The sequence below is a fragment of the Bradyrhizobium sp. MI1.4 genome (assembly GCF_055811315.1).
In genome coordinates, this window is the sequence record NZ_JBVVPP010000065.1 from 11,948 (window position 1) to 31,231 (window position 19,284).

Genomic DNA, 19,284 nt, shown 5'->3' on the forward strand with positions numbered 1-19,284 from the left:
TTGTCTCAAATTTATTTGTGTGCGGCCACATCCACCCCGGGGGCCGGCTGGGCCCCCCAAACTCAACACCCCCCAAACACCCCCCCCCCCCCCCCCCACCGCCCCCGCCCCCCCCCCCCCCCCCTCTCTTGGAAGGTCTGTCGTTGTGTGCAGACCGGTTTGGCGTCTTGGGGTCACCGACCCGCAAAAACTGTTCGCGCAAGCTTTCGTCGGCTGTCACGATATCGTCAAGGGACAAAACGGAATGTGTGAGAAAATGTTCCTGTTTTTCCCGACACGTTTCGGCGCGGGCAAACGTTCGCCAGCAGCTTGGCGTCACGCATTACCATTATATCCCGAACGACAGCACAGTTCGGGAACGAACGACGGCTGCGCTCATTGTGTCGGCGGATGGTGTCGGCGCTATCCATGCATTGCCCGGCTGAGCGCCGAGACCGGTCCGCCCGCCGAACCGGCAGCATCCTGGTGCAGCCGGTTCGGTGCCCCGAGGCGTCAGTTCATCCCGATTTCCACCGCGATCCGGATCAGGTCGGAATGGTTCTTGGCACCGAGCTTCTGCTTGAGCAGAGAGGTGGTGTTGGCGACGGTCTTGTAGGAGATGCCGAGCGCCTCGGCGACCTCGACGATCTTGTCGCCTCGCCCCAACAGGCGAAGAATCTCGAGCTCCCGCGGCGTCATCTGCGAGGCAGGATTGGCCTTGATCGCCGCGCCGGAAAACGTCACGGCTTCCGCGAGCTGCGGTGAGATGAAATTGTCGCCCGCAACCACCTTGCGCACCGCCTTGAGCAGGATCCGGGGATCGTCGCCCTTGGAGACGTAGCCCTGGGCCCCGAGCTCGACCGCCCGCACCACGAAGGCTGGATCATCGTTCATGCTGAACATGATGATCTTGGCGTCGGGATCGTCCTTGCGAATGCGCCGCATCAGTTCAAAGCCGGAGACGTCGGGCAGGCTGATGTCGATCACAGTGACGTCGGGCCGCCTGCTGACATAGGCGCGATGCCCGGATTTGGCGTCGGTCGCCTCGTCGATCCGGATCGAATGGTCGGAGGAGAACAGGGTGCGGCAACCGGACAACACCACGGGATGGTCGTCGACAATCAGGACGCGGGTCGCCGGCTTGGCAGTATCTTGCATTGTAACTCTCTAGTTTTTCGATTCATAAACCGACGGGAACAAATGGAAAGAGCAAAATCCCCTGATGCGCGTTAGAATTGACCTAATGTGGCAACGGCTGTCCTTCAGTACACAATTGTTTCTGCCGCTTGGCCTGCTGTTCATGGCGGCGCTGATCATGGGCGGCGTCCTGCTGCACGTCTTCACGACCGGTCAGCTCGCCGAGGAGAACCAGCCGGCCCAACGATCGACCAAAGCCGTGGCCGAGGCCCTCAACAACGCTCTGCGTTCATCCGACCATCCGCGAAGGACCCTGGATGACTTCGTCCGGATGCTGGACGAGTCCTCAGATATTCAATTCCTTCCTGCAGGAGCGGTTGCTCCTCCCTTTGCGTCGAGGGGCCTGCAAGGTTCGCATGGCCCACCAAAATGGTTCGTCAGTCTCCTTTCCATTCCGGACTTGCACATCGCATTTCCGGTATCCCTCAACGGCGAGCATTTCGGCGACATCGTGTTTGTGCCGGACCTGTCCGCAGCGCTGTTCGAGACCTGGGTGGGCTTCCTCGCCTTGGCCGGCTTCGTCGTCGCGCTGACCGGGCTGACAGGGGTCGTCGCCTATGTGTTTGCGGGATCAGCCCTGCGACCACTGCAGGATCTTGGCGCAGGCCTCACGCGGCTACGACGCGGCGACTACGCAACACCGATCTCGGTCGGGGGACCGCCGGAAATCCGGCAAAGCTGCGAGGAGGCCAATGCGCTGGCCGAAACGCTGGTGCAGTTGAGCCAGGACAATCGCGACCTGCTGCACCGCCTGGTCTCGCTCCAGGACGACGAGCGGCGCGATCTCGCGCGCGAACTGCACGACGAACTCGGTCCGCTGCTGTTCGGCATCCGCGTCGGCACGATCGCATTGGTCGATGCCTCGCCCCCGGCGGGAAATCTCAGCAGTTCGGCGCAGGAGGTGTTGCAATCGGTCGAGGCGCTCCAGCAGACCAATCGCCGCATCCTCGACCGGTTGCGACCGCTCTACATCGAGGAATTGGGTCTGGAGACCAGTGTGCAGACGCTGCTCCGAAATTTTCGCAAGCAGGCGCCGTCTATCGACCTGACGGACACGGTCGATCCGAATCTCAACGCGATCGACGGGCCGCTGGCTCAAACCGTCTATCGCGTGATTCAGGAGGCGCTGACCAACGTGCTGCGTCATGCCGGCGCCAGCCATGCCCATGTGCAGGCGACCTTCGCCGGCGAGACGGTCGTCATCGAGATTTCCGACGACGGCGGCGGCTTTCCCGAAGGGAATCTGTTCGGCCGCGGCCTGACCGGCATGCATGAGCGCGTGCGCGCACTCAGCGGATCGCTGTCACTGCTGCGCGTGGACGACAGAACCTATGTGCGCTGCCGCCTTCCCGCCGAACCGGCACGCGAGGCGCCGGTCAGCGATTGAAGCGCTTTCGAGCGAAGTGGATACCGGTTCGCGTGAAGAAAACGCCAAAACAGAATCTGGTGTTCGGCTCTGATTAATCAGAACGGAAACTCTAGCACGCACAGCCAAGCTGCGCGTTCTGTCGCGCCGGCTCGCACAGCGTGGTGCGGATCTTGCCGTCGGGGCTGAAACAAAACGAGGCGCGAATGCGCAGCGCGCCGGCGACGGAATATTCGAGATCGACGCCGTGGGGTGCAGGATGGATTTCCTCCAACCCGAAACCGGCCGACGAGAAAGCGCTGAGCCGCGGCTGCCAATAGGCTTCGAGCTCGCTCCGGCCGCGATAGCGCTGCGTGCCGTTGCACGTGCATTCGACCTGGGCGTCATCCGCATAGAGGTCGAGGAGCGTCGCGAGGTCGCCCTTCCTGCAGGCATCCACCCAATCGACGACAATTCCCATCTGGTCGAAATCACTCACGCTGCAATCCTGTCTGCCGCGGAAAATTACTGGCGGCTTAGGACCACACTCGTGAATGTGCGCTGAATGGTAAACCCCGGGCGATACCGGGTTCCCTAAGTGGATCTACGGAGCTCAGCCCCGCCGCCGCCCTCTTGCCCACACGGCGAAGGCGATGAGCACGGCGCCTGCAAGGGTGAACCAGGTGATGGCGTATTGCAGGTGATCGTCCTTGAGATGGACATCGAGCGGCCCCGGCCGCGGAATGCCATTCTCGGGCGCCGGCTGCTCGAGGTCGACATAGAACGGCGCAACCGCGCCCCAGCCCAGCGCGCTCGCGATCGCCACGTGATCGCGCACGAACCACAGCCGCTTGCCGCGGTTCTCCGCCGGGGTCAGCCAGCCCGGTGCCTCGGGGAAGCGCAGATAGCCGGTGAACGAGACCGCCTGCCCGGTGACGAGCTTCCTGACCGCGCGATCCTCGACGCTGCGATCCTGCATGGTGTTTTCGACGAAGCCCGCATCGATCACCACCGTCTCGCCGCTCGGCAGCCGCGCCGGCAGGAAGGCCCAGGTGCCGGGGCCCGACGCGTCCTTACGCACGGCGGATCCGGAGGAATAGACCATCGCATCGGGCAACGGCGCGTAGGTCGCGGTAAAGCTGACACGGCGGAATTCATCGCGCGCGGGACTTAGCGCGGCCCATCGTGCCGGCGGCGGCAGAGCGACCGGTGCCTCCGCGAGGCGCTCGGTCAGTGCGGCGATCAGCTCGTGCTTGGCGATGCGGCGCTGCAATTGCCAGACGCCGAGCGTGACGCAGACCGCGGTCAGGAAAAGCGTGAACAGCGCGAAGCCGGCCACGCGGGGCTTGCGCGCGGTCTCGTTCATTTCGCGCGGTCGACCAGCCGGCCCGGCGCCGCCTTATGGTGGAATTGCAGTGCGATCAGCAGCGACTTCATCGCGCGCAACGGCAGCAGGGTAGTCGCAAGGATCAGCGGCAGCCACAGCACCGCGTGCAGCCAGTACGGCGGCTGGTACTTGACCTCGACGACGAGCGCGCAGCCGACCACGATCGCGCCGGCCAGCATGATGATGAAGATCGCCGGACCGTCACCGGAATCGATGAAGGCGTAGTCGAGGCCGCAACGCTCGCAACAAGGCGCAAGCGTCAGGAAGCCTGCATAGAGCTTGCCCTGGCCACAGCGCGGGCATTTGCAGGCAAGTCCGCGCAGCGCGCTTTGCAGGACGGTGGCTTGCGGCTCGGACGTATTGGCGGCTTCGTTCATGGCAAAAGGGTCTATCACAGTTTCTGCCGAAACCCCTGCGCGCAAAAAAGCAAAAGGGCGGCCCGGGGCCGCCCTTTCTCGATCGGAAGTCAGCCCGCTCAGTGCGCGCCGTGGGCCATGGTCTCGGCGCCGTGTCCCCAGACATAGATGCACAGGAACAGGAACAGCCAGACCACGTCGACGAAGTGCCAGTACCAGGCGGCGAACTCGAAACCGAGATGCTGGGTCGGCGTGAAGTGGCCAGCATAGGCGCGGAACAGGCACACCAGCAGGAAGATGGTGCCGACCAGCACATGGAAACCGTGGAAGCCGGTCGCCATGAAGAAGGTCGCGCCGTAGACGTTGCCGCCGAAGGAGAATGCCGCGTGGCTGTACTCATAGGCCTGCACGCAGGTGAAAAGCGCGCCGAGCACGACGGTGAGGATCAGGCCATATTTCAGGCCCTGGCGATCGTTCTCGAGCAGCGCATGGTGGGCCCAGGTCACCGTGGTGCCTGACGTGAGCAGGATCAGCGTGTTCAGGAGCGGCAGATGCCAGGGATCGAAGGTCTCGATGCCGTGCGGCGGCCAGGTGCCCGGCACGGTGCAGGCGCCGGCCGCGGTCCCGAGACCACAGCCGAACACCGCATCGCGGGTAGCGTGGACGGCGTCGGCCGGGAATAGCGCCGCGTTGAAATAGGCCCAGAACCAGGCGACGAAGAACATCACCTCCGAGGCGATGAACAGGATCATGCCGTAGCGGTGATGCAGCTGCACGACGCGGGTGTGGTCGCCCTTGTACTGGGCTTCCCTGATCACGTCGCCCCACCAGCTCGCCATGGTGTAGAGCACACCGACGGTGCCGACACCGAAGATGATCGGCGCAGCCGAGAACATGTGGTGCATCCAGGTGATCGCGCCGACCGCCATGATGAAGGCCGAGATGGAGCCGACGACGGGCCATGGCGATGGATCGACCAGATGGTAGTCGTGATGCTTGGTTTGCGCCGTTGCCATTTGCGGTCTCGCTCCTCAATCCCGTGCCTGTCAGGCACTTATCCCCTTATTTCCAACCCCGGCGCGTGAGCCCGGCGATCAGAGATTTCCCTTGCGTTTGTCGTCTTCGCTGGCCGCGAGCGGCTTCACCACCGGATCCTTCACCGGATAGAACGTGTAGGACAGCGTGATCGTGTTGAGACCGTCGTTCTCGTGGTCGTCGGCAATCGACGGATCGACATAGAACACGACCGGCATCTCGCGCTTCTCGCCCGGCGCCATGGTCTGCTCGGTGAAGCAGAAGCAGTTGATCTTCTGGAAATAGGATCCGACCGTCAACGGCGCGACATTGTAGGCGGCCTGGCCTGCGGTGGTCCGCGCGGCCTGGTTGGTCACCGTGTAGAAGACGGTCACGACCTGGCCTATATTGACCTCGATCTCGCTCTGCTCGGGCTCGAACTTCCAGGGCAGGCCGGGCGCGACGTTGGAATCGAAGCGCACCGCGATCTTGCGTGCGATCGGGCCGCTGGCCGGCGCCGAGGTCGCGACCTGGGTCGTGCCGTTGAAGCCGGTGGCGCGGCAGAACCAGTTGTAGAACGGCACCGCCGCGTAGGAGGCGCCGACCATCAGCGCGACCACGCCGCCGCAGATCGAGGCGACCACCACGTCGCGGCCAAGCCCCCTGGCAGGCCTGCGCCCCTTGGTGGCCGTCCGGCTCTGATCCCGCGATATGGTCGGCTTCTGATCCATGTTTCCTACATCGGCCGGACGAGCACGGCCGGCCCCTTGACCATGGTCACGGCAAAGAACAGCACTACGAGCACGCCGAGCGCGAGTGCGATCGCGATCGAGCGCTGACGACGGCTCTTCTTCTGCGCCTCGGTGAGGACGATTCCGTCTATCTCGGGTTTGTCGGCCATCCCTGTGATCATGCGCCCCCTACCATCGGCGCAAGTGCCCGGAACACGACCTCGGCCAGCAAGGTCGCAAACAGCGCGAACAGATAAAGGATGGAGAACGCAAACAGCTTGCGGGTCGCCCGCAGCGATTGGCTGCGCTCGCGACGGATATAGACGTTGATGGCGAACCCCAGCATGCCTGCGCCGAGGATCAGCGAGACGATGCCGTAGATGGCGTCGAAGTAGCCGAGCGCCCAGGGCGCGGCCGCGACCGCGATCAGCACGATGGTATAGAGCAGGATCTGAAGCCGCGTCGCGTCGGGACCGGCGACGTTGGGCAGCATCGGAATGCCGGCGCGCGCGTAGTCGTCGGAGCGGAACAGCGCCAGCGCCCAGAAGTGCGGCGGCGTCCAGAAGAAGATGATGGCGAACAGCAGCAGCGGCTCGACATCGACCGTGCCTGTGACCGCGGCCCAGGCCACCACGGGCGGCAGCGCGCCGGCGGCACCGCCGATCACGATGTTCTGCGCGGTCCAGCGCTTCAGGCCGATCGTGTAGATCACGACGTAGAAGAAGATGGTGAAGGCGAGCAGCGCGCCCGCGATCCAGTTGACCAGGATGCCGAGCGTCATCACCGAGAAGAAGGCGAGCGTCATGCCGAAGGTCATCGCCTCGGGACGGGTGATGCGGCCGCGCGGAATCGGCCGGTTCGCCGTGCGCGACATCTTGGCATCGATGTCGCCTTCGAGCGCCATGTTGAGCGCGCCGGACGCGCCGGCGCCGACCGCGATGCAGAGCAGCGAGGTGATGGCCAGCACCGGGTGGAAATGCCCGGGCGCCATCGCCATTCCGACCAGCGCGGTGAAGATCACCAGCGACATCACCCGCGGCTTCAGGAGCGCGATGTAATCGCCAACCTCCGCTTCGGAGATGCGGGGATTGATGTCGATGGCGTTGTGGTCGAGGACGGACACTAGACTGACTCGCTTGGTTGTCGAGCCGCGGCGCCCGTCACGGACGCCGCGAGCATTGGCTTACTGCACGCGGGGCAGCACTTCGAACTGGTGGAAGGGCGGCGGCGAGGGCAGCGTCCATTCCAGCGTGGTCGCACCTGCACCCCACGGATTGTCGCCAGCCGGCACCTTCTTCGCGAAGGCGTCGATCACGCAGTAGAGGAAGATCAGCACGCCGAAGCCGGAGATGTAGGAGCCGACCGACGAGACCAGGTTCCAGCCCGCGAACGCGTCGGGATAATCGACATAGCGGCGAGGCATGCCCGACAGACCGAGGAAGTGCTGCGGGAAGAACACCAGGTTCACGCCGATGAAGGTGACCCAGAAGTGCGCCTTGGCGAGCCCTTCATTGTACATGTAGCCGGACATCTTCGGGAACCAGTAGTACCAGCCGGCGAAGATTCCGAACACCGCACCGAGCGACAGCACGTAGTGGAAGTGCGCGACCACGTAGTAGGTCTCCTGGAGCACGCGGTCGACGCCGGCATTCGCCAGCACCACGCCGGTGACGCCGCCGACGGTGAACAGGAAGATGAATCCCACCGCCCAGATCATCGGCGCGCGGAACTCGATCGAGCCGCCCCACATCGTGGCGATCCACGAGAAGATCTTCACGCCGGTCGGGACCGCGATGACCATCGTGGCGGCGACGAAATAGGCCTGCGTCGCCGAGGACATGCCGACCGTGTACATGTGGTGCGCCCACACCACGAAGCCGATGCCGCCGATCGCGACCATGGCGTAGGCCATGCCGAGATAGCCGAACACGGGCTTGCGCGAGAAGGTCGAGACGATCTGGCTGACCATGCCGAAGGCGGGCAGGATCAGGATGTACACTTCGGGGTGACCGAAGAACCAGAACAGATGCTGGAACAGCACGGGATCGCCGCCGCCTTCCGGATTGAAGAACGTCGTGCCGAAATTGCGGTCAGTGAGCAGCATCGTGATCGCACCGGCGAGCACCGGCAGCGACAACAGCAGCAGGAACACCGTCACCAGGATCGACCACACAAACAGCGGCATCTTGTGCAGGGTCATGCCCGGCGCGCGCATGTTGAAGATGGTGGTGATGAAGTTGATGGCACCAAGAATGGAGGAGGCGCCCGCCAGATGCAGCGACAGGATCGCGAAGTCGACGGCCGGCCCCGGATGGCCGGAGCTCGACAGCGGCGCGTACATGGTCCAGCCGGCGCCGACACCGTTGGCGCCCGGCTCGCCCTCGACGAAGGTCGACATCAGCAGCAGCGCGAACGAGGCCGGCAGCAGCCAGAACGAGATGTTGTTCATGCGCGGGAACGCCATGTCGGGCGCGCCGATCATGAGCGGCACGAACCAGTTGCCGAAGCCGCCGATCATCGCGGGCATGACCATGAAGAAGATCATGATCAGACCATGGGAGGTCACGAACACATTGTAGGTGTGCGTCTCGTGGAAGATCTGCACGCCCGGATACATCAGCTCGGCACGGATCGCGATCGACATCGCGGCGCCGATGACGCCGGCGATGACCGCGAAGATCAGGTACATCGTGCCGATGTCCTTGTGGTTGGTCGAATAGACGTAGCGCCGCCATCCGGTCGGATGGGCGTGCTCGTCATGTCCGTGGTCTTGCGCGTGATCGCCGTGTGCCGCTGCGCTCGTTGCCATTTTCTAATCCTGCCTTGCGTCCCGATCGGACCTCTGGAGGTCCCGCCTTATGTCGCTTTCAGTTTCCTCGAACCCTGCGCCCGGCGCTCACTGCGTCGGGCCGGCCGTGGAGGCGTAGGTGCTGGTGCCGCCGCTCGCATATTTCTTCTTCGCGGTCTCGACCCAGGAGGCGAACTCCTGGTCGCTCACCACGCGGATGGCGATCGGCATGAAGGCGTGGTCCTTGCCGCACAATTCCGAGCACTGGCCGTAGAACATGCCGGTCTTGGTGGCCTTGAACCAGGTCTCGTTGAGCCGGCCCGGAATGGCGTCGATCTTGACGCCGAAGGCCGGCAGCGCAAAGGCATGAATCACGTCGGCCCCGGTCACCTGAACCCGGACCACCTTGTTGACGGGCACCACCATCTCGTTGTCGACGCCGAGCAGACGGGGCTGCTTGTCCTGGGCCATCAGCGAGTCGAACTCGAACTTGCCGTTATCAGGATAGGCGTAGGACCAGTACCACTGCTTGCCGGTCGCCTTGATGGTCAGATCCGCCTTCGGCACGTCGAGCTCGAGGAACAGGAGGCGGAACGACGGCACCGAAATGCCGACCAGGATCAACACCGGCACGAGCGTCCACGCCACCTCGATCAGCGTGTTGTGCGTGGTCCGCGACGGCACCGGATTGGCTCTCGCGTTGAACTTCACGACAACGATCACGAGCAGCGCCAGAACGAACAGCGTGATCAGCGTGATCAGCACGAACAGGAAATTGTGGAACCAGACGATGTTGTCCATCACCGGGGACCCGGACTGCTGAAGCGTCCACTCCCACGCAGCCGGCTGCCCCAGCTCGGCAAATGCCGCACCGCCCGTCGCCAGCGTCAGACCCGCCACGGCCAATCCCAGCAAGTGCCGGCCCACCGGGCCCATCGACATCTTCATGCCGTTCGCGCTCCCCTAACGAAATCACCCCAAGTGCATTCCCCTATTTTCGGGAAACGCTTTATTCGATCCCCCCGTCTGACAAACCGCCGCGCAAGAATACCTCCAAGAGGAATTGGGGCCAGATCGCTAGAACGCCGAAATCAAGCCTCTCAAACCATAATTCTTGATCTATCGCAATGCAGTCTTGAGCCTCGTCTGTCAGCCATCACCCGCAAGATATTTCCTAGTAACATCAGACAAAAATACCATTTCCCGGGATGCTGCCGCTTGACAGCGGAATTGCCCGCGGTAGGCACTTGGCGCACAGCCGCACAGGAACCTGATTCGTGCGGGCGATTGCGGCCGGGGCGGCGTGGAATTTGCTTGCGAATCGCCTTCAAGACGCCGTCATTCCCGTATCAGTCCGCCTGACGCGAGCGACCCAGGCGAGCAGAGGGACCGACCCGATGGGGTTTTCGAGATCCATGGCAAGGCGGGCTAAAAGCCAGGCTGGCAGCCTCACGATGCTGGCCGCTCTGCTGGCGGCGGTCGTCGTCCTGGCGCTTCCGGGCCTCGCCCATGCGCAGGGCGCGGTGCGCTCCGTCCATGGCGACTGGCAGATCCGCTGCGACACCCCGCCGGGCGCCCAGTCCGAGCAATGCGCCCTGATCCAGAGCGTGGTGGCCGAAGACCGCTCCAACGCCGGCCTGACCGTGATCGTTCTCAAGACCGCCGACCAGAAGAGCCGCCTGATGCGGGTGGTCGCCCCCCTCGGCGTTCTCCTGCCCTCCGGCCTCGGCCTCAAGCTCGACAACCAGGACGTAGGCCGTGCCGGCTTTGTCCGCTGCCTGCCCAATGGCTGCGTCGCCGAGGTCGTCATGGACGACAAGCTGCTCGGCCAGCTCCGCACTGCCAAGACCGCGACCTTCATCATCTTCGAGACCCCGGAAGAAGGCATCGGCTTCCCGCTCAGCCTGAACGGGCTCGGCGAGGGCTATGACAAGCTGCCGTAGTGCGAAGGGCGGTTAGGCCCGCGAATCATATTGTTTCCGTAATGTGAGACTTGGCGCCCTCGCGGAAGTGCCGGGAAACCATTATCTTGCCTCACATCCCCCGATAATGGACGGACGCATGACCAACCCTGCCACAACCTCCCTGCTCGACCGCGCCAATCTCGACCGCGACCAGGTTCGCAACGAGCTCGCGCGCGGGCTTGCCGGTGCCGACGACGGCGAATTGTTCCTGGAATACAGCCAGACCGAAGCGCTGATGTTCGACAATGGCCGGCTGAAGCAGGCGACCTACGATACCTCGCAGGGTTTTGGCCTGCGCGCCGTCAAGGACGACGCCGTCGGCTACGCGCATTCCTCCGACGTGTCGCTGCCGGCGCTGATTCGCGCTGCGGACGCGGTCGCGGCCGTGCGCGGCGGTTATTCCGGCAGCTTCGCCGCGCCTCCTGCGCATACCAACGTGCGGCTTTATAGTGACGACAATCCGCTCGATGCCCCCGGCTTCGAGACCAAGGTCAAGCTGCTCGCCGAGATCGACGCCTATCTGCGCGACAAGGATTCGCGGGTGCGGCAGGTCAGCGTCAGCCTGGGCGCGACCTGGCAGGTGGTCGAGATTCTGCGGCCCGACGGCGAGAGCTATCGCGACATCCGCCCGCTCGTGCGGGTCAACGTCTCCGTCGTCGCCGGTCAGGGCGACCGCCAGGAGAGCGGCAGCAAGGGCTATGGCGGCCGCGCCGGCTACGCCGAATTCATCGAAGCTAAGTCCTGGCGCGACGCCGCCGACGGCGCGTTGCGTGAGGCTCTGGTCAACCTGGAATCGATTCCCGCCCCCGCCGGCGAGATGGACGTCGTGCTCGGGGCCGGCTGGCCCGGCGTGATGCTGCATGAGGCAGTCGGACATGGCCTCGAAGGTGACTTCAACCGCAAGAAGACGTCTGCGTTTGCCGGTCTGATGGGCCAGCAGGTCGCGGCCAAGGGCGTCACCGTGGTCGACGACGGCACCATTGCCTCGCGCCGCGGCTCGCTGTCGATCGACGATGAGGGCACGCCGACCAACCGCACCGTGCTGATCGAGGACGGCGTCCTGGTCGGCTACATGCAGGACCGTCAGAACGCGCGCCTGATGAACATGAAGCCGACCGGCAACGGCCGCCGCCAGGGCTATGCCCACGTGCCGATGCCGCGCATGACCAACACCTACATGCTGGCGGGCGACCGCGATCCGGCCGAGATCCTGGCGTCGGTAAAGAACGGCGTTTTCGCCGCGAATTTCGGCGGCGGCCAGGTCGACATCACCTCGGGCAAATACGTATTTCAGTGCACCGAGGCCTACAAGATCGAGAACGGCAAGATCGGCGCGCCCTTGAAGGGCGCCATGCTGATCGGCAACGGGCCGACCGACCTGCATCGCATCCGCATGATCGGCAACGACCTCGCGCTCGATACCGGCATCGGCACCTGCGGCAAGAACGGGCAGGGCGTGCCGGTCGGCGTCGGCCAGCCGTCGCTGTTGATGGAACGCATTACGGTGGGTGGAACAGGCGGATGAGCGTCGAGAAGATAACTGTCACCACCAAGCGGAAGAGCAGCGGCTGGGCAGGCCAGCTGGTGCAGCTCGCCGGCATCGTCGCGGCGGTGTTCATCGCCAAGGGTGCGCTGGCCGAGCCGTTCTACGTGCCGTCGGGCTCGATGGAGCCGACGCTGTTGATCGGCGACGCCTTGATCGCCTCGAAATTCCCCTACGGCTACGGCACCTCGTCGCTGCCGATCCAGATCAACCTGCCCGAGAGCGGCCGCGTGTTCGCGGAAACGCCGAAGCAGGGCGACGTCGTGGTCTTCCGCTGGCCCGGCGACCGCTCGCAGGCCTGGGTCAAGCGCGTCGTGGGCCTGCCGGGCGACCGCATCCAGCTGCGCCAAGGCCAGCTCTTCGTCAACGATCGCCCCGCCGAGCTGAAGCCGGACGGCGTTGGCGCCGCCGAGGACGACAATGGCGGCAGCGAACCCGCCTATCGCTATGTCGAGACGCTGCCGAACGGCGTCTCGCATCTGATCTTCAAGATGCGCGACAACGGTCCGCTCGACAACACGCAGGAAGTGACGGTGCCGGCAGGCCATCTCTTCGTGCTCGGCGACAACCGCGACAACTCCGCCGACAGCCGGGTGCCCCTGCGCTCCGGCGGCGTCGGCATGTTGCCGATCGACAATCTGGTCGGCCGCGCAGATGCCGTGCTTGGATCCTGGGATCTCGGTATCCGGGGCCAGCCGGTGTGGACCTGGCTGTCCGGATTTCGCATGGCGCGGTTTTTCACCGCTGTGCATTGAACCGATCTCATGACCTTCGACGACGTCAGAAAATTCGCACTGACGTGGCCGGAGGTCGAGGACGGTACCTCCTACGGCACGCCCGCACTAAAGGTGCGCAAGAAGATGCTGGCGCGTCTGAAGGAAGATGGCGACAGCCTGGTGATGCCGGACGTCCCGGTCGACGAGCGCGCGATGCTGGTCGAGAGCCAGCCAAAAATCTTCTACTTCACCGATCACTACGCCGATTATCCGATAGTGCTGATCCGCCTGTCCAAGGCAAAGCGCGCGATCGTGGAGTCGCTGCTGCGGCGGTGTTGGCGCGCGCTGGCTTCGAAGGCGGCGCGAGCGGATTATGATGCACGCGTGAGCGCGTGACGACTGTCATGGATGAGGCCCGCTTCCTCGCGCTGGCGCTAAAGAACCCGATTAACGTCGCGATCCTCGATGAGCTCCACCAGCTCGCGCTGCCCGATGCGTGGCTGGTCTCGGGATGTCTCGTGCAATCGGTTTGGAACGTGCTCACCGGCCGTGCGATCGATCACGGCATTGCCGATTACGACGTCTTCTACTTCGACCCTGACACCTCCTGGGACGCGGAGGACGTCGTGATCCGCAAGCTGCAAGCGCGCCTCGATCATCTCGGCGTCAAGATCGAGACCCGCAACCAGGCACGCGTGCATCTGTGGTACCCGGCCAAGCACGGCCTGCCCTATCCGCCGCTGTCGTGCTCGACTGACGGTATCGACCGTTTCCTCACACAGAACACGCAAGTGGGCGTGCGGCGCTCGGACGACGGTTTCGACGTTTATGCGCCGCACGGCTTCGATGACGTGGCGGGCTTGATTGCACGCCCCAATCCAAGCCCGAATTTCTCCGCAGCGAATTACGCGGTAAAGGCCGCGAGATGGAGGGCGTTGTGGCCCGAGCTTACGGTGATTGCGCCGGAATGATCCGAGCTATCTCACCACGCCCGACGTGAATCCCGCCTTCCGCCGCGGCGGCTTGATCTCCTTTTTCAGGAAACAGCGCGCTTCGCGTCCCGTGTAGCCCGGGCGGGCATAGGTGAAGGCGCGGCATTTGTTGTCGGCGGTGCAGACGGCCTTGCAGGCTTCTTCGCCTTCGCCGTCCTTCATCTCGAAATTGCGCAAATCGCCGCCGGGGCGGTCGATGGAGGTCTCCACGCCTTCGACACGCGGCTCGATCACACCGGCGCCGCGCACGCCGGAGATGCAGCAGCTTCCCGGCACGCGCGCAGGCACCGTGTTCTTCAGCCAGCACACCGCCGAGCCGCCTTCGATGTCAGGATAGTTGAAGCTCCACGAGCGGCAACGGCGGTCGCGCTCGCACAGCAGCGCGCAATCCTCGGGATCGCCCGACGTGACCGGAGAGCTGAAATAATCTCCGCCTGGCCGATCGAACGCCGTCTGGGCGCGCGCAGGCCAGCTCGCAAACACGAGCGAAAGCAACGCGGCGCAGGCTACGACGCCTGCCAGGACGCTTGCCATGACGGCCAGGCGGCCCTTCCCCATCGGAACAGCTTTCGAGTTATTGACGACGCTCGGGTTTTTCAGCTGGCCATTTGATCGCCGCAAACCTGTACGGGCGATGAACGGCCCGAGTCCGATCGTTTGCCTTGGGTCTAGAACGCGTATTCCGCGTAGGCCGGTTCCACCGAGCGGTTCCAGGGACCGTTGAACTTGTCGAGCATCTCCTCAGCCGGCGTGCGGCCGGAATCGATAATGCGATCGAGCGGCTCCAGATGCCTGGTCTCGTCGCGGCCAAGCTGGTCGATCCGGCCGCGCCGGCGCAAGCCGGCATGCGCCAGAACGAGGCACTCCTTGGCGATCTCGAACAGATAGCGGTCCTTGATTCGCGACTTGAACCCGAAGCGTGGCACGTCGTCGCGCAGCGCCTGACGCTCATGCGCGGTCCAGTGCTTCACGAGGTCCCAGGCGGCATCCAGCGACACATCGTCGTAGAGCAACCCGGCCCAGAACGCCGATAGCGCCGGCAGACGGCCCCACGGGCCACCGTCGGAGCCGCGCATCTCGAGATAGCGCTTGAGCCGCACCTCCGGGAAAATCGTCGAAAGATGGTTGGCCCAGTCCGACAGCGTCGGGCGTTCCCCGGGCAAATTGTTGTTGCGGCCATCGAAGAAGGCGCGGAACGAGGAGCCCGAGACGTCGATGTAGTCCTCGTCGCGCTTGACGAAATACATGGGCACGTCGAGCGCGTAGTCGACATAGCGCTCGAAGCCCATGCCGTCCTCGAATGCCCACGGCATCATGCCGGCGCGCGCGTTGTCGGTGTCGCGCCAGATCTCGGACCGGAAGGAGAGAAAGCCGTTTGGCTTGCCCTCGGTAAACGGCGAATTGGCGAACAAGGCGGTTGCGGCCGGCTGGAGCGCAAGCGAGACACGCAGCTTCTTGACCATGTCCGCTTCGGAAGAGAAGTCGAGATTGGTCTGTACCGTGCAGGTCCGGTACATCATGTCGAGGCCGTACTGGCCGACCTTCGGCATGTAATTGGTCATGATCTTGTAGCGGCCCTTGGGCATCACCGGGATGTCGGCGCGCGACCAGGACGGCGTCATGCCGAGGCCGAGGAAGCCGATTCCGAGCGGCGTTGCGATCTCGCGCACCTGCGCCAGATGCGCCATCAGCTCACTCTGGGTCTGGTGCACGTTCTCGACGGGGGCACCCGAGAGTTCGAACTGCCCGCCAGGCTCGAGCGAGATCGCGCCGCCGCCAGTGACGTCGTAGAGGCCGATGATGTTGCCCTTCTCCATGATCGGCTCCCAGCCGAGCAGGAGTTTCATGCCTTCGAGCAGCGCGCCGATACCGCGCGCGCCCTCGTAGGGCACCGGACGGTGGCCTTCGAGCGTGAACGGCGTCTTCTCGTGCTCGGTGCCCATGCGGAATTCGGACGGGTCCTTGCAACCAGCCTCGAACCACGCGACGAGTTCGTCGCGCGATTGCAGCGGCGTCATATCGATCTGGTCTCGCGCCATATCAGACTCTAATCAAAAGCGCTTCGATCGAACGCGCGTGGGTGACAGGGATGGTCCGCGCAGCCACCGGCTGCACGGACGAGCTGGTTTGCCGCGCGATCATCGCAACGGCGTGGTTTCGTTGACGTGGGCAGGCGGCAGTTTCATCTCGCCGCACGAGCAGCCCAGACGGTCGAGCAGACCGCTGAGCTTCACGGCATCCGCATCGGACAGCTTCGAACCGACATATTTCTCGATCGCGGCCGAATAGGCGCCCCACATCCGCTTCTGCAATTCGCGGCCGGCTTCCGTGATCTCCACGAACTGGCCGCGCTTGTCGATCTTGCATTCACGCCGCGAGGCGAGGCCTTCGTCGACCAGGCGGTCGATCAGCCGCGATGTCGAATATTGCGGGATCAGCATCTGCCGTTCGAGTTCGACCGGCCGGAGTTCGCCCGAGGGCGCCCGTGACAGTTCGAGCAGCGCGTCATACCATGCGAGCGGCGGGAAGCCGGCCTTCTTCAGGTCCTGCTCGACGCAATTGAGCACACGGCTCTGCACCCGCATCAAGCGGATCCAGGCGGAAGTCGCCTCGGTCGATGGTTTGCGTTTCATGGTCCCGCTCAAGCTCGTCGCCCGTCTCTTACCCTATTCGATGCACCTGCATCAATCTTGACTATTTCAAGCAGATGCATGTAGTCGTTCTTTCGCCTGAACCAAGCAACAACAGGAGGAAATTCCATGAAATTGTACTATTCGCCCGGTGCGTGCTCGCTGTCCCCCCATATCGCGCTCCTGGAAGCCGGCCTGCCCTATGAACTGGTCAAGGTCGATATTCGGGCCAAGAAGCTCGAAAACGGTGAGGATTATCTGAAGCTGAACCCCAAGGGCCAGGTCCCTGCGCTGGGCCTCGATAGCGGAGAGATCGTGACCGAAGGCCCGGTGATTGTCCAGATGATCGCCGATCAGGCCTCAGCCAAGGCGCTGGCGCCGGCCCACGGCAGCGCCGAGCGCTACAAGCTGCTCGAATGGCTGAACTTCCTCACCTCGGAGGTCCACAAGAGCTTCGGCCCGATGTTCGCGCCGACGCTGAACGACGAGGCCAAGGCCTTCTTCAAGGACCGCGTCATGGGCAAGCTGAAATACGTCGACAGCCAGCTGGCCGGCCGCGACTACCTCATGGGCAAGCAGTTCACGGTGGCCGACGGTTATCTCTTCACGATGCTGACCTGGGGCGACCGGATGAAGTTCGACCTCTCGGCCATGCCGAACCTTGCCGCGTACAAGTCCCGCGTCGCGGCGAGGCCGCAGGTGCAGGAAGCGATGAAGAAGGAAGGGCTGATTCAGGCTGCCTGAGCGCACATGCGAAAGGCCGGATCGAAAATCCGGCCTTTCGTATTTTTTATCCCGGCTACGGGTTCAGAGAATCACGCCGCCGCCTTCTTCGGAGCGAAGCGGCCGTAGAAGGTTTCTCCCTTCGCGGCCATCTCCTCAAGGAGTTTCGGCGGGGTGAAGCGCGAGCCGTATTTCGCTTCCAGCTTGTGGCAAAGCTCGACGAATTTTTTCGGGCCCATGAAGTCGATATAGGACAGCGTGCCACCGGTGAACGGCGCGAAGCCGAAGCCGAGGATCGAGCCGACATCCGCCTCGCGCGGATCGGTGATGACGTGGTCCTCCACGGTGCGCGCGGCTTCCACCGCCTGTACGACCAGGAAGCGCTGCTTCAACTCCTCGACGTCGAGGGTATCTGGGTCGAGCTGCTTGGGCTGCAGCGCGGACAAGCCGGGCCACAGGCTCTTCTGGCCCTTGCCCTTCTCGGGGTAATCGTAAAAACCCTTGCTGTTCTTGCGGCCCAGACGGCCCTGCTTCTCGACCATCTCCACCATCAGCTTCTTCTGATCGGGATTGATGGCGTTGGGGCCGAGGTCGGCTTCCGTCGCCTTCATGATCTTGAGCCCGAGGTCGAGCGCGACCTCGTCCGACAGCGAGAGCGGGCCGACCGGCATGCCGGCCATCTTGGCACAGTTCTCGATCATCGCCGGCGGCACGCCCTCGAGGAACATCTCGTTGCCCTCGGCGACGTAGCGGCCGACGCAGCGATTGGCGAAGAAGCCTCTGGAGTCGTTGACGACGATCGGCGTCTTGCCGATCTGCCGGACGTAGTCGAGCGCGGTCGCGATCGCGAGATCGCCGGTGTTCTTGCCCTGGATGATCTCGACCAGCATCATCTTCTCGACCGGCGAGAAGAAGTGGATGCCGACGAACCTGCCTTGGTCCTTGAAGGATTCCGCCAGCGAGGTGATCGGAAGCGTCGAGGTGTTGGACGCGAAGATCACGTCCGGCTTCATGTGCTCCTGCGCCTTGGCAAAGGTATCAGCCTTGACCTTGCGGTCCTCGAACACGGCCTCGATGACGAGATCGACGTCCTTGAGCGCGGAATAGTCCGCGGTCGCCGTGATGCGCGCGAGCAGCGCTTCTGCGTCGCCGGGCTTGGCGCGGCCCTTCTTGATCTGCTCCTCGATCACCTTTTGCGCATGCGCCTTGCCCTTGTCGGCGCTCTCCTGGTCGCGATCGATCAGGACGACGTCGAGACCGGCACGGGCTGAGACATAGCCGACGCTCGCGCCCATGAAGCCGGCGCCGATCACGGCGATCTTCTTCACCTTGGTCGGCGGCACATCCTTCGGACGGCGCGCGCCCTTGTTGAGCTCCTGCATCGACAGGAACAGGCTGCGGATCATCGCAGCCGCTTCCTTCGAGCGCAGCACCGAGGTGAAGTAGCGCGACTCGACACGGAGCGCGGCGTCGATCGGCAGCTGCAGGCCCTCGTAGACGCAGCTCATGATCGCGCGTGCGGCCGGATAATTGTCGTAGGTCTCGCGGCGATAGATCGCGTTGCCGGCCGGGAACATCATCATGCCGGCCTTGGAGAACACCGGACCGCCCGGCAGCTTGAAGCCCTTCTCGTCCCAGGGCGCAACAGCCTTGCCGCCGCCCTTGATCCAGTCCTTTGCCGCCTTGACGAGGTCGGCGGCGGGAACGATGGCGTGGATCAGATTCAGCGCCTTGGCTTTCTCGATCGTGACCGGATCGCCCTTGAGCAGGATCGTCATCGCGTCCTGCGGCGGCACCAGGCGCGGGCCCCGCGGGGGGGCGCCCGCGCCCCGGGGCAGGCCGCCCGTTGACGCGGGGCGCCCCCGGCGGGGGGTGGGGTTATACCCCCCCCCCCGGAAGTGGGCGCCCAGCGGTAAAAA

The 19,284-nt window shown here is 64.0% G+C and carries 21 protein-coding genes; 7 read left to right on the top strand and 14 right to left on the bottom strand.

Annotation, left to right across the window (positions count from 1 at the left end):
- Positions 1–492 precede the first annotated feature (492 nt).
- A complete protein-coding gene (locus tag AC0L23_RS35845; RefSeq protein WP_018459998.1) occupies positions 493–1,137 on the bottom strand; it encodes a response regulator transcription factor in 645 nt (214 codons plus the stop codon).
- An 85-nt stretch (positions 1,138–1,222) separates the two neighbouring features.
- Here AC0L23_RS35845 and AC0L23_RS35850 point away from each other — a divergent pair, with 85 nt between their 5' ends.
- Positions 1,223–2,563 carry a histidine kinase gene (locus AC0L23_RS35850; protein ID WP_085351970.1) on the top strand — a complete coding sequence of 447 codons (1,341 nt, stop codon included), beginning with the start codon at positions 1,223–1,225 and terminating at the stop codon, positions 2,561–2,563.
- A 91-nt stretch (positions 2,564–2,654) separates the two neighbouring features.
- Here AC0L23_RS35850 and AC0L23_RS35855 read toward each other — a convergent pair whose 3' ends face one another.
- The 9 genes from AC0L23_RS35855 to coxB form a co-directional block, all read right to left on the bottom strand.
- On the bottom strand, positions 2,655–3,020 hold the full coding sequence (locus AC0L23_RS35855; RefSeq protein WP_026233921.1) for a nuclear transport factor 2 family protein: 366 nt from the start codon (positions 3,018–3,020) through the stop codon (positions 2,655–2,657).
- Positions 3,021–3,134: 114 nt separating this feature from the next.
- Positions 3,135–3,887, bottom strand: a complete 753-nt coding sequence (locus AC0L23_RS35860; protein ID WP_085357797.1) for an SURF1 family protein — start codon at positions 3,885–3,887, stop codon at positions 3,135–3,137.
- Entirely contained in the window at positions 3,884–4,285 is a 402-nt protein-coding gene (locus tag AC0L23_RS35865; RefSeq protein ID WP_085351972.1) for a DUF983 domain-containing protein, read from the bottom strand. Before AC0L23_RS35865 ends, AC0L23_RS35860 begins: the two co-directional genes overlap by 4 nt.
- 98 nt (positions 4,286–4,383) lie before the next feature.
- Positions 4,384–5,280, bottom strand: coding sequence for a cytochrome c oxidase subunit 3 (locus tag AC0L23_RS35870; protein ID WP_085351973.1), 897 nt, complete (start codon positions 5,278–5,280; stop codon positions 4,384–4,386).
- Between the two features lie 78 nt (positions 5,281–5,358).
- Positions 5,359–6,009 (bottom strand): cytochrome c oxidase assembly protein, encoded by a 651-nt coding sequence (locus AC0L23_RS35875; RefSeq protein WP_018460004.1) that lies wholly within the window; start codon positions 6,007–6,009, stop codon positions 5,359–5,361.
- Positions 6,010–6,014: 5 nt separating this feature from the next.
- Entirely contained in the window at positions 6,015–6,191 is a 177-nt protein-coding gene (locus tag AC0L23_RS35880; RefSeq protein WP_026233922.1) for a hypothetical protein, read from the bottom strand.
- Positions 6,188–7,132, bottom strand: a complete 945-nt coding sequence (locus AC0L23_RS35885; protein WP_085357795.1) for a heme o synthase — start codon at positions 7,130–7,132, stop codon at positions 6,188–6,190. Before AC0L23_RS35885 ends, AC0L23_RS35880 begins: the two co-directional genes overlap by 4 nt.
- 60 nt (positions 7,133–7,192) lie before the next feature.
- Positions 7,193–8,818, bottom strand: a complete 1,626-nt coding sequence (ctaD, locus tag AC0L23_RS35890) for a cytochrome c oxidase subunit I (protein WP_007605061.1) — start codon at positions 8,816–8,818, stop codon at positions 7,193–7,195.
- An 87-nt stretch (positions 8,819–8,905) separates the two neighbouring features.
- Positions 8,906–9,745, bottom strand: coding sequence for a cytochrome c oxidase subunit II (coxB, locus tag AC0L23_RS35895; protein ID WP_018460007.1), 840 nt, complete (start codon positions 9,743–9,745; stop codon positions 8,906–8,908).
- 449 nt (positions 9,746–10,194) lie between these two features.
- Here coxB and AC0L23_RS35900 point away from each other — a divergent pair, with 449 nt between their 5' ends.
- The 5 genes from AC0L23_RS35900 to AC0L23_RS35920 all read left to right on the top strand — a co-directional run bounded on the left by AC0L23_RS35900 (position 10,195) and on the right by AC0L23_RS35920 (position 13,991).
- Entirely contained in the window at positions 10,195–10,740 is a 546-nt protein-coding gene (locus tag AC0L23_RS35900; protein ID WP_026233923.1) for an invasion associated locus B family protein, read from the top strand.
- Positions 10,741–10,858: 118 nt separating this feature from the next.
- On the top strand, positions 10,859–12,286 hold the full coding sequence (tldD, locus tag AC0L23_RS35905) for a metalloprotease TldD (RefSeq protein WP_473358096.1): 1,428 nt from the start codon (positions 10,859–10,861) through the stop codon (positions 12,284–12,286).
- Positions 12,283–13,059, top strand: a complete 777-nt coding sequence (gene lepB, locus AC0L23_RS35910) for a signal peptidase I (protein WP_027515268.1) — start codon at positions 12,283–12,285, stop codon at positions 13,057–13,059. The genes tldD and lepB overlap by 4 nt, the downstream gene beginning before the upstream one ends.
- 9 nt (positions 13,060–13,068) lie before the next feature.
- A complete protein-coding gene (locus tag AC0L23_RS35915) occupies positions 13,069–13,416 on the top strand; it encodes an MmcQ/YjbR family DNA-binding protein (protein WP_085357793.1) in 348 nt (115 codons plus the stop codon).
- A gap of 8 nt (positions 13,417–13,424) precedes the next feature.
- Complete coding sequence (locus AC0L23_RS35920; protein WP_085357791.1) at positions 13,425–13,991, top strand: nucleotidyltransferase family protein; 567 nt, start codon at positions 13,425–13,427, stop codon at positions 13,989–13,991.
- A 6-nt stretch (positions 13,992–13,997) separates the two neighbouring features.
- Here AC0L23_RS35920 and AC0L23_RS35925 read toward each other — a convergent pair whose 3' ends face one another.
- The 3 genes from AC0L23_RS35925 to AC0L23_RS35935 form a co-directional block, all read right to left on the bottom strand.
- The gene (locus AC0L23_RS35925; protein WP_018460013.1) at positions 13,998–14,570 is read right to left on the bottom strand and encodes a PAN domain-containing protein; all 573 of its coding nucleotides are present in this window, start codon (positions 14,568–14,570) and stop codon (positions 13,998–14,000) included.
- Positions 14,571–14,680: 110 nt separating this feature from the next.
- Complete coding sequence (locus AC0L23_RS35930) at positions 14,681–16,051, bottom strand: glutamate--cysteine ligase (protein ID WP_018460014.1); 1,371 nt, start codon at positions 16,049–16,051, stop codon at positions 14,681–14,683.
- Between the two features lie 99 nt (positions 16,052–16,150).
- On the bottom strand, positions 16,151–16,645 hold the full coding sequence (locus AC0L23_RS35935) for a MarR family winged helix-turn-helix transcriptional regulator (protein WP_007599417.1): 495 nt from the start codon (positions 16,643–16,645) through the stop codon (positions 16,151–16,153).
- 126 nt (positions 16,646–16,771) lie between these two features.
- Here AC0L23_RS35935 and gstA point away from each other — a divergent pair, with 126 nt between their 5' ends.
- Complete coding sequence (gene gstA / locus AC0L23_RS35940; protein ID WP_085357789.1) at positions 16,772–17,386, top strand: glutathione transferase GstA; 615 nt, start codon at positions 16,772–16,774, stop codon at positions 17,384–17,386.
- A 71-nt stretch (positions 17,387–17,457) separates the two neighbouring features.
- Here gstA and AC0L23_RS35945 read toward each other — a convergent pair.
- Positions 17,458–19,284, bottom strand: a 1,827-nt coding sequence (locus AC0L23_RS35945; protein ID WP_473358097.1) for an FAD-dependent oxidoreductase, incomplete at its 5' end; no start/stop codon positions are given.

Coding starts and splice junctions, on each gene's coding strand:
- AC0L23_RS35845 (WP_018459998.1), bottom strand. CDS start 1,137: ATGCAAGATACTGCCAAGCCGGCGACCCGCGTCCTGATTGTCGACGAC.
- AC0L23_RS35850 (WP_085351970.1), top strand. CDS start 1,223: ATGTGGCAACGGCTGTCCTTCAGTACACAATTGTTTCTGCCGCTTGGC.
- AC0L23_RS35860 (WP_085357797.1), bottom strand. CDS start 3,887: ATGAACGAGACCGCGCGCAAGCCCCGCGTGGCCGGCTTCGCGCTGTTC.
- AC0L23_RS35865 (WP_085351972.1), bottom strand. CDS start 4,285: ATGAACGAAGCCGCCAATACGTCCGAGCCGCAAGCCACCGTCCTGCAA.
- AC0L23_RS35870 (WP_085351973.1), bottom strand. CDS start 5,280: ATGGCAACGGCGCAAACCAAGCATCACGACTACCATCTGGTCGATCCA.
- AC0L23_RS35875 (WP_018460004.1), bottom strand. CDS start 6,009: ATGGATCAGAAGCCGACCATATCGCGGGATCAGAGCCGGACGGCCACC.
- AC0L23_RS35880 (WP_026233922.1), bottom strand. CDS start 6,191: ATGATCACAGGGATGGCCGACAAACCCGAGATAGACGGAATCGTCCTC.
- ctaD (WP_007605061.1), bottom strand. CDS start 8,818: ATGGCAACGAGCGCAGCGGCACACGGCGATCACGCGCAAGACCACGGA.
- coxB (WP_018460007.1), bottom strand. CDS start 9,745: ATGAAGATGTCGATGGGCCCGGTGGGCCGGCACTTGCTGGGATTGGCC.
- AC0L23_RS35900 (WP_026233923.1), top strand. CDS start 10,195: ATGGGGTTTTCGAGATCCATGGCAAGGCGGGCTAAAAGCCAGGCTGGC.
- tldD (WP_473358096.1), top strand. CDS start 10,859: ATGACCAACCCTGCCACAACCTCCCTGCTCGACCGCGCCAATCTCGAC.
- lepB (WP_027515268.1), top strand. CDS start 12,283: ATGAGCGTCGAGAAGATAACTGTCACCACCAAGCGGAAGAGCAGCGGC.
- AC0L23_RS35915 (WP_085357793.1), top strand. CDS start 13,069: ATGACCTTCGACGACGTCAGAAAATTCGCACTGACGTGGCCGGAGGTC.
- AC0L23_RS35920 (WP_085357791.1), top strand. CDS start 13,425: ATGGATGAGGCCCGCTTCCTCGCGCTGGCGCTAAAGAACCCGATTAAC.
- AC0L23_RS35925 (WP_018460013.1), bottom strand. CDS start 14,570: ATGGGGAAGGGCCGCCTGGCCGTCATGGCAAGCGTCCTGGCAGGCGTC.
- AC0L23_RS35930 (WP_018460014.1), bottom strand. CDS start 16,051: ATGGCGCGAGACCAGATCGATATGACGCCGCTGCAATCGCGCGACGAA.
- AC0L23_RS35935 (WP_007599417.1), bottom strand. CDS start 16,645: ATGAAACGCAAACCATCGACCGAGGCGACTTCCGCCTGGATCCGCTTG.
- gstA (WP_085357789.1), top strand. CDS start 16,772: ATGAAATTGTACTATTCGCCCGGTGCGTGCTCGCTGTCCCCCCATATC.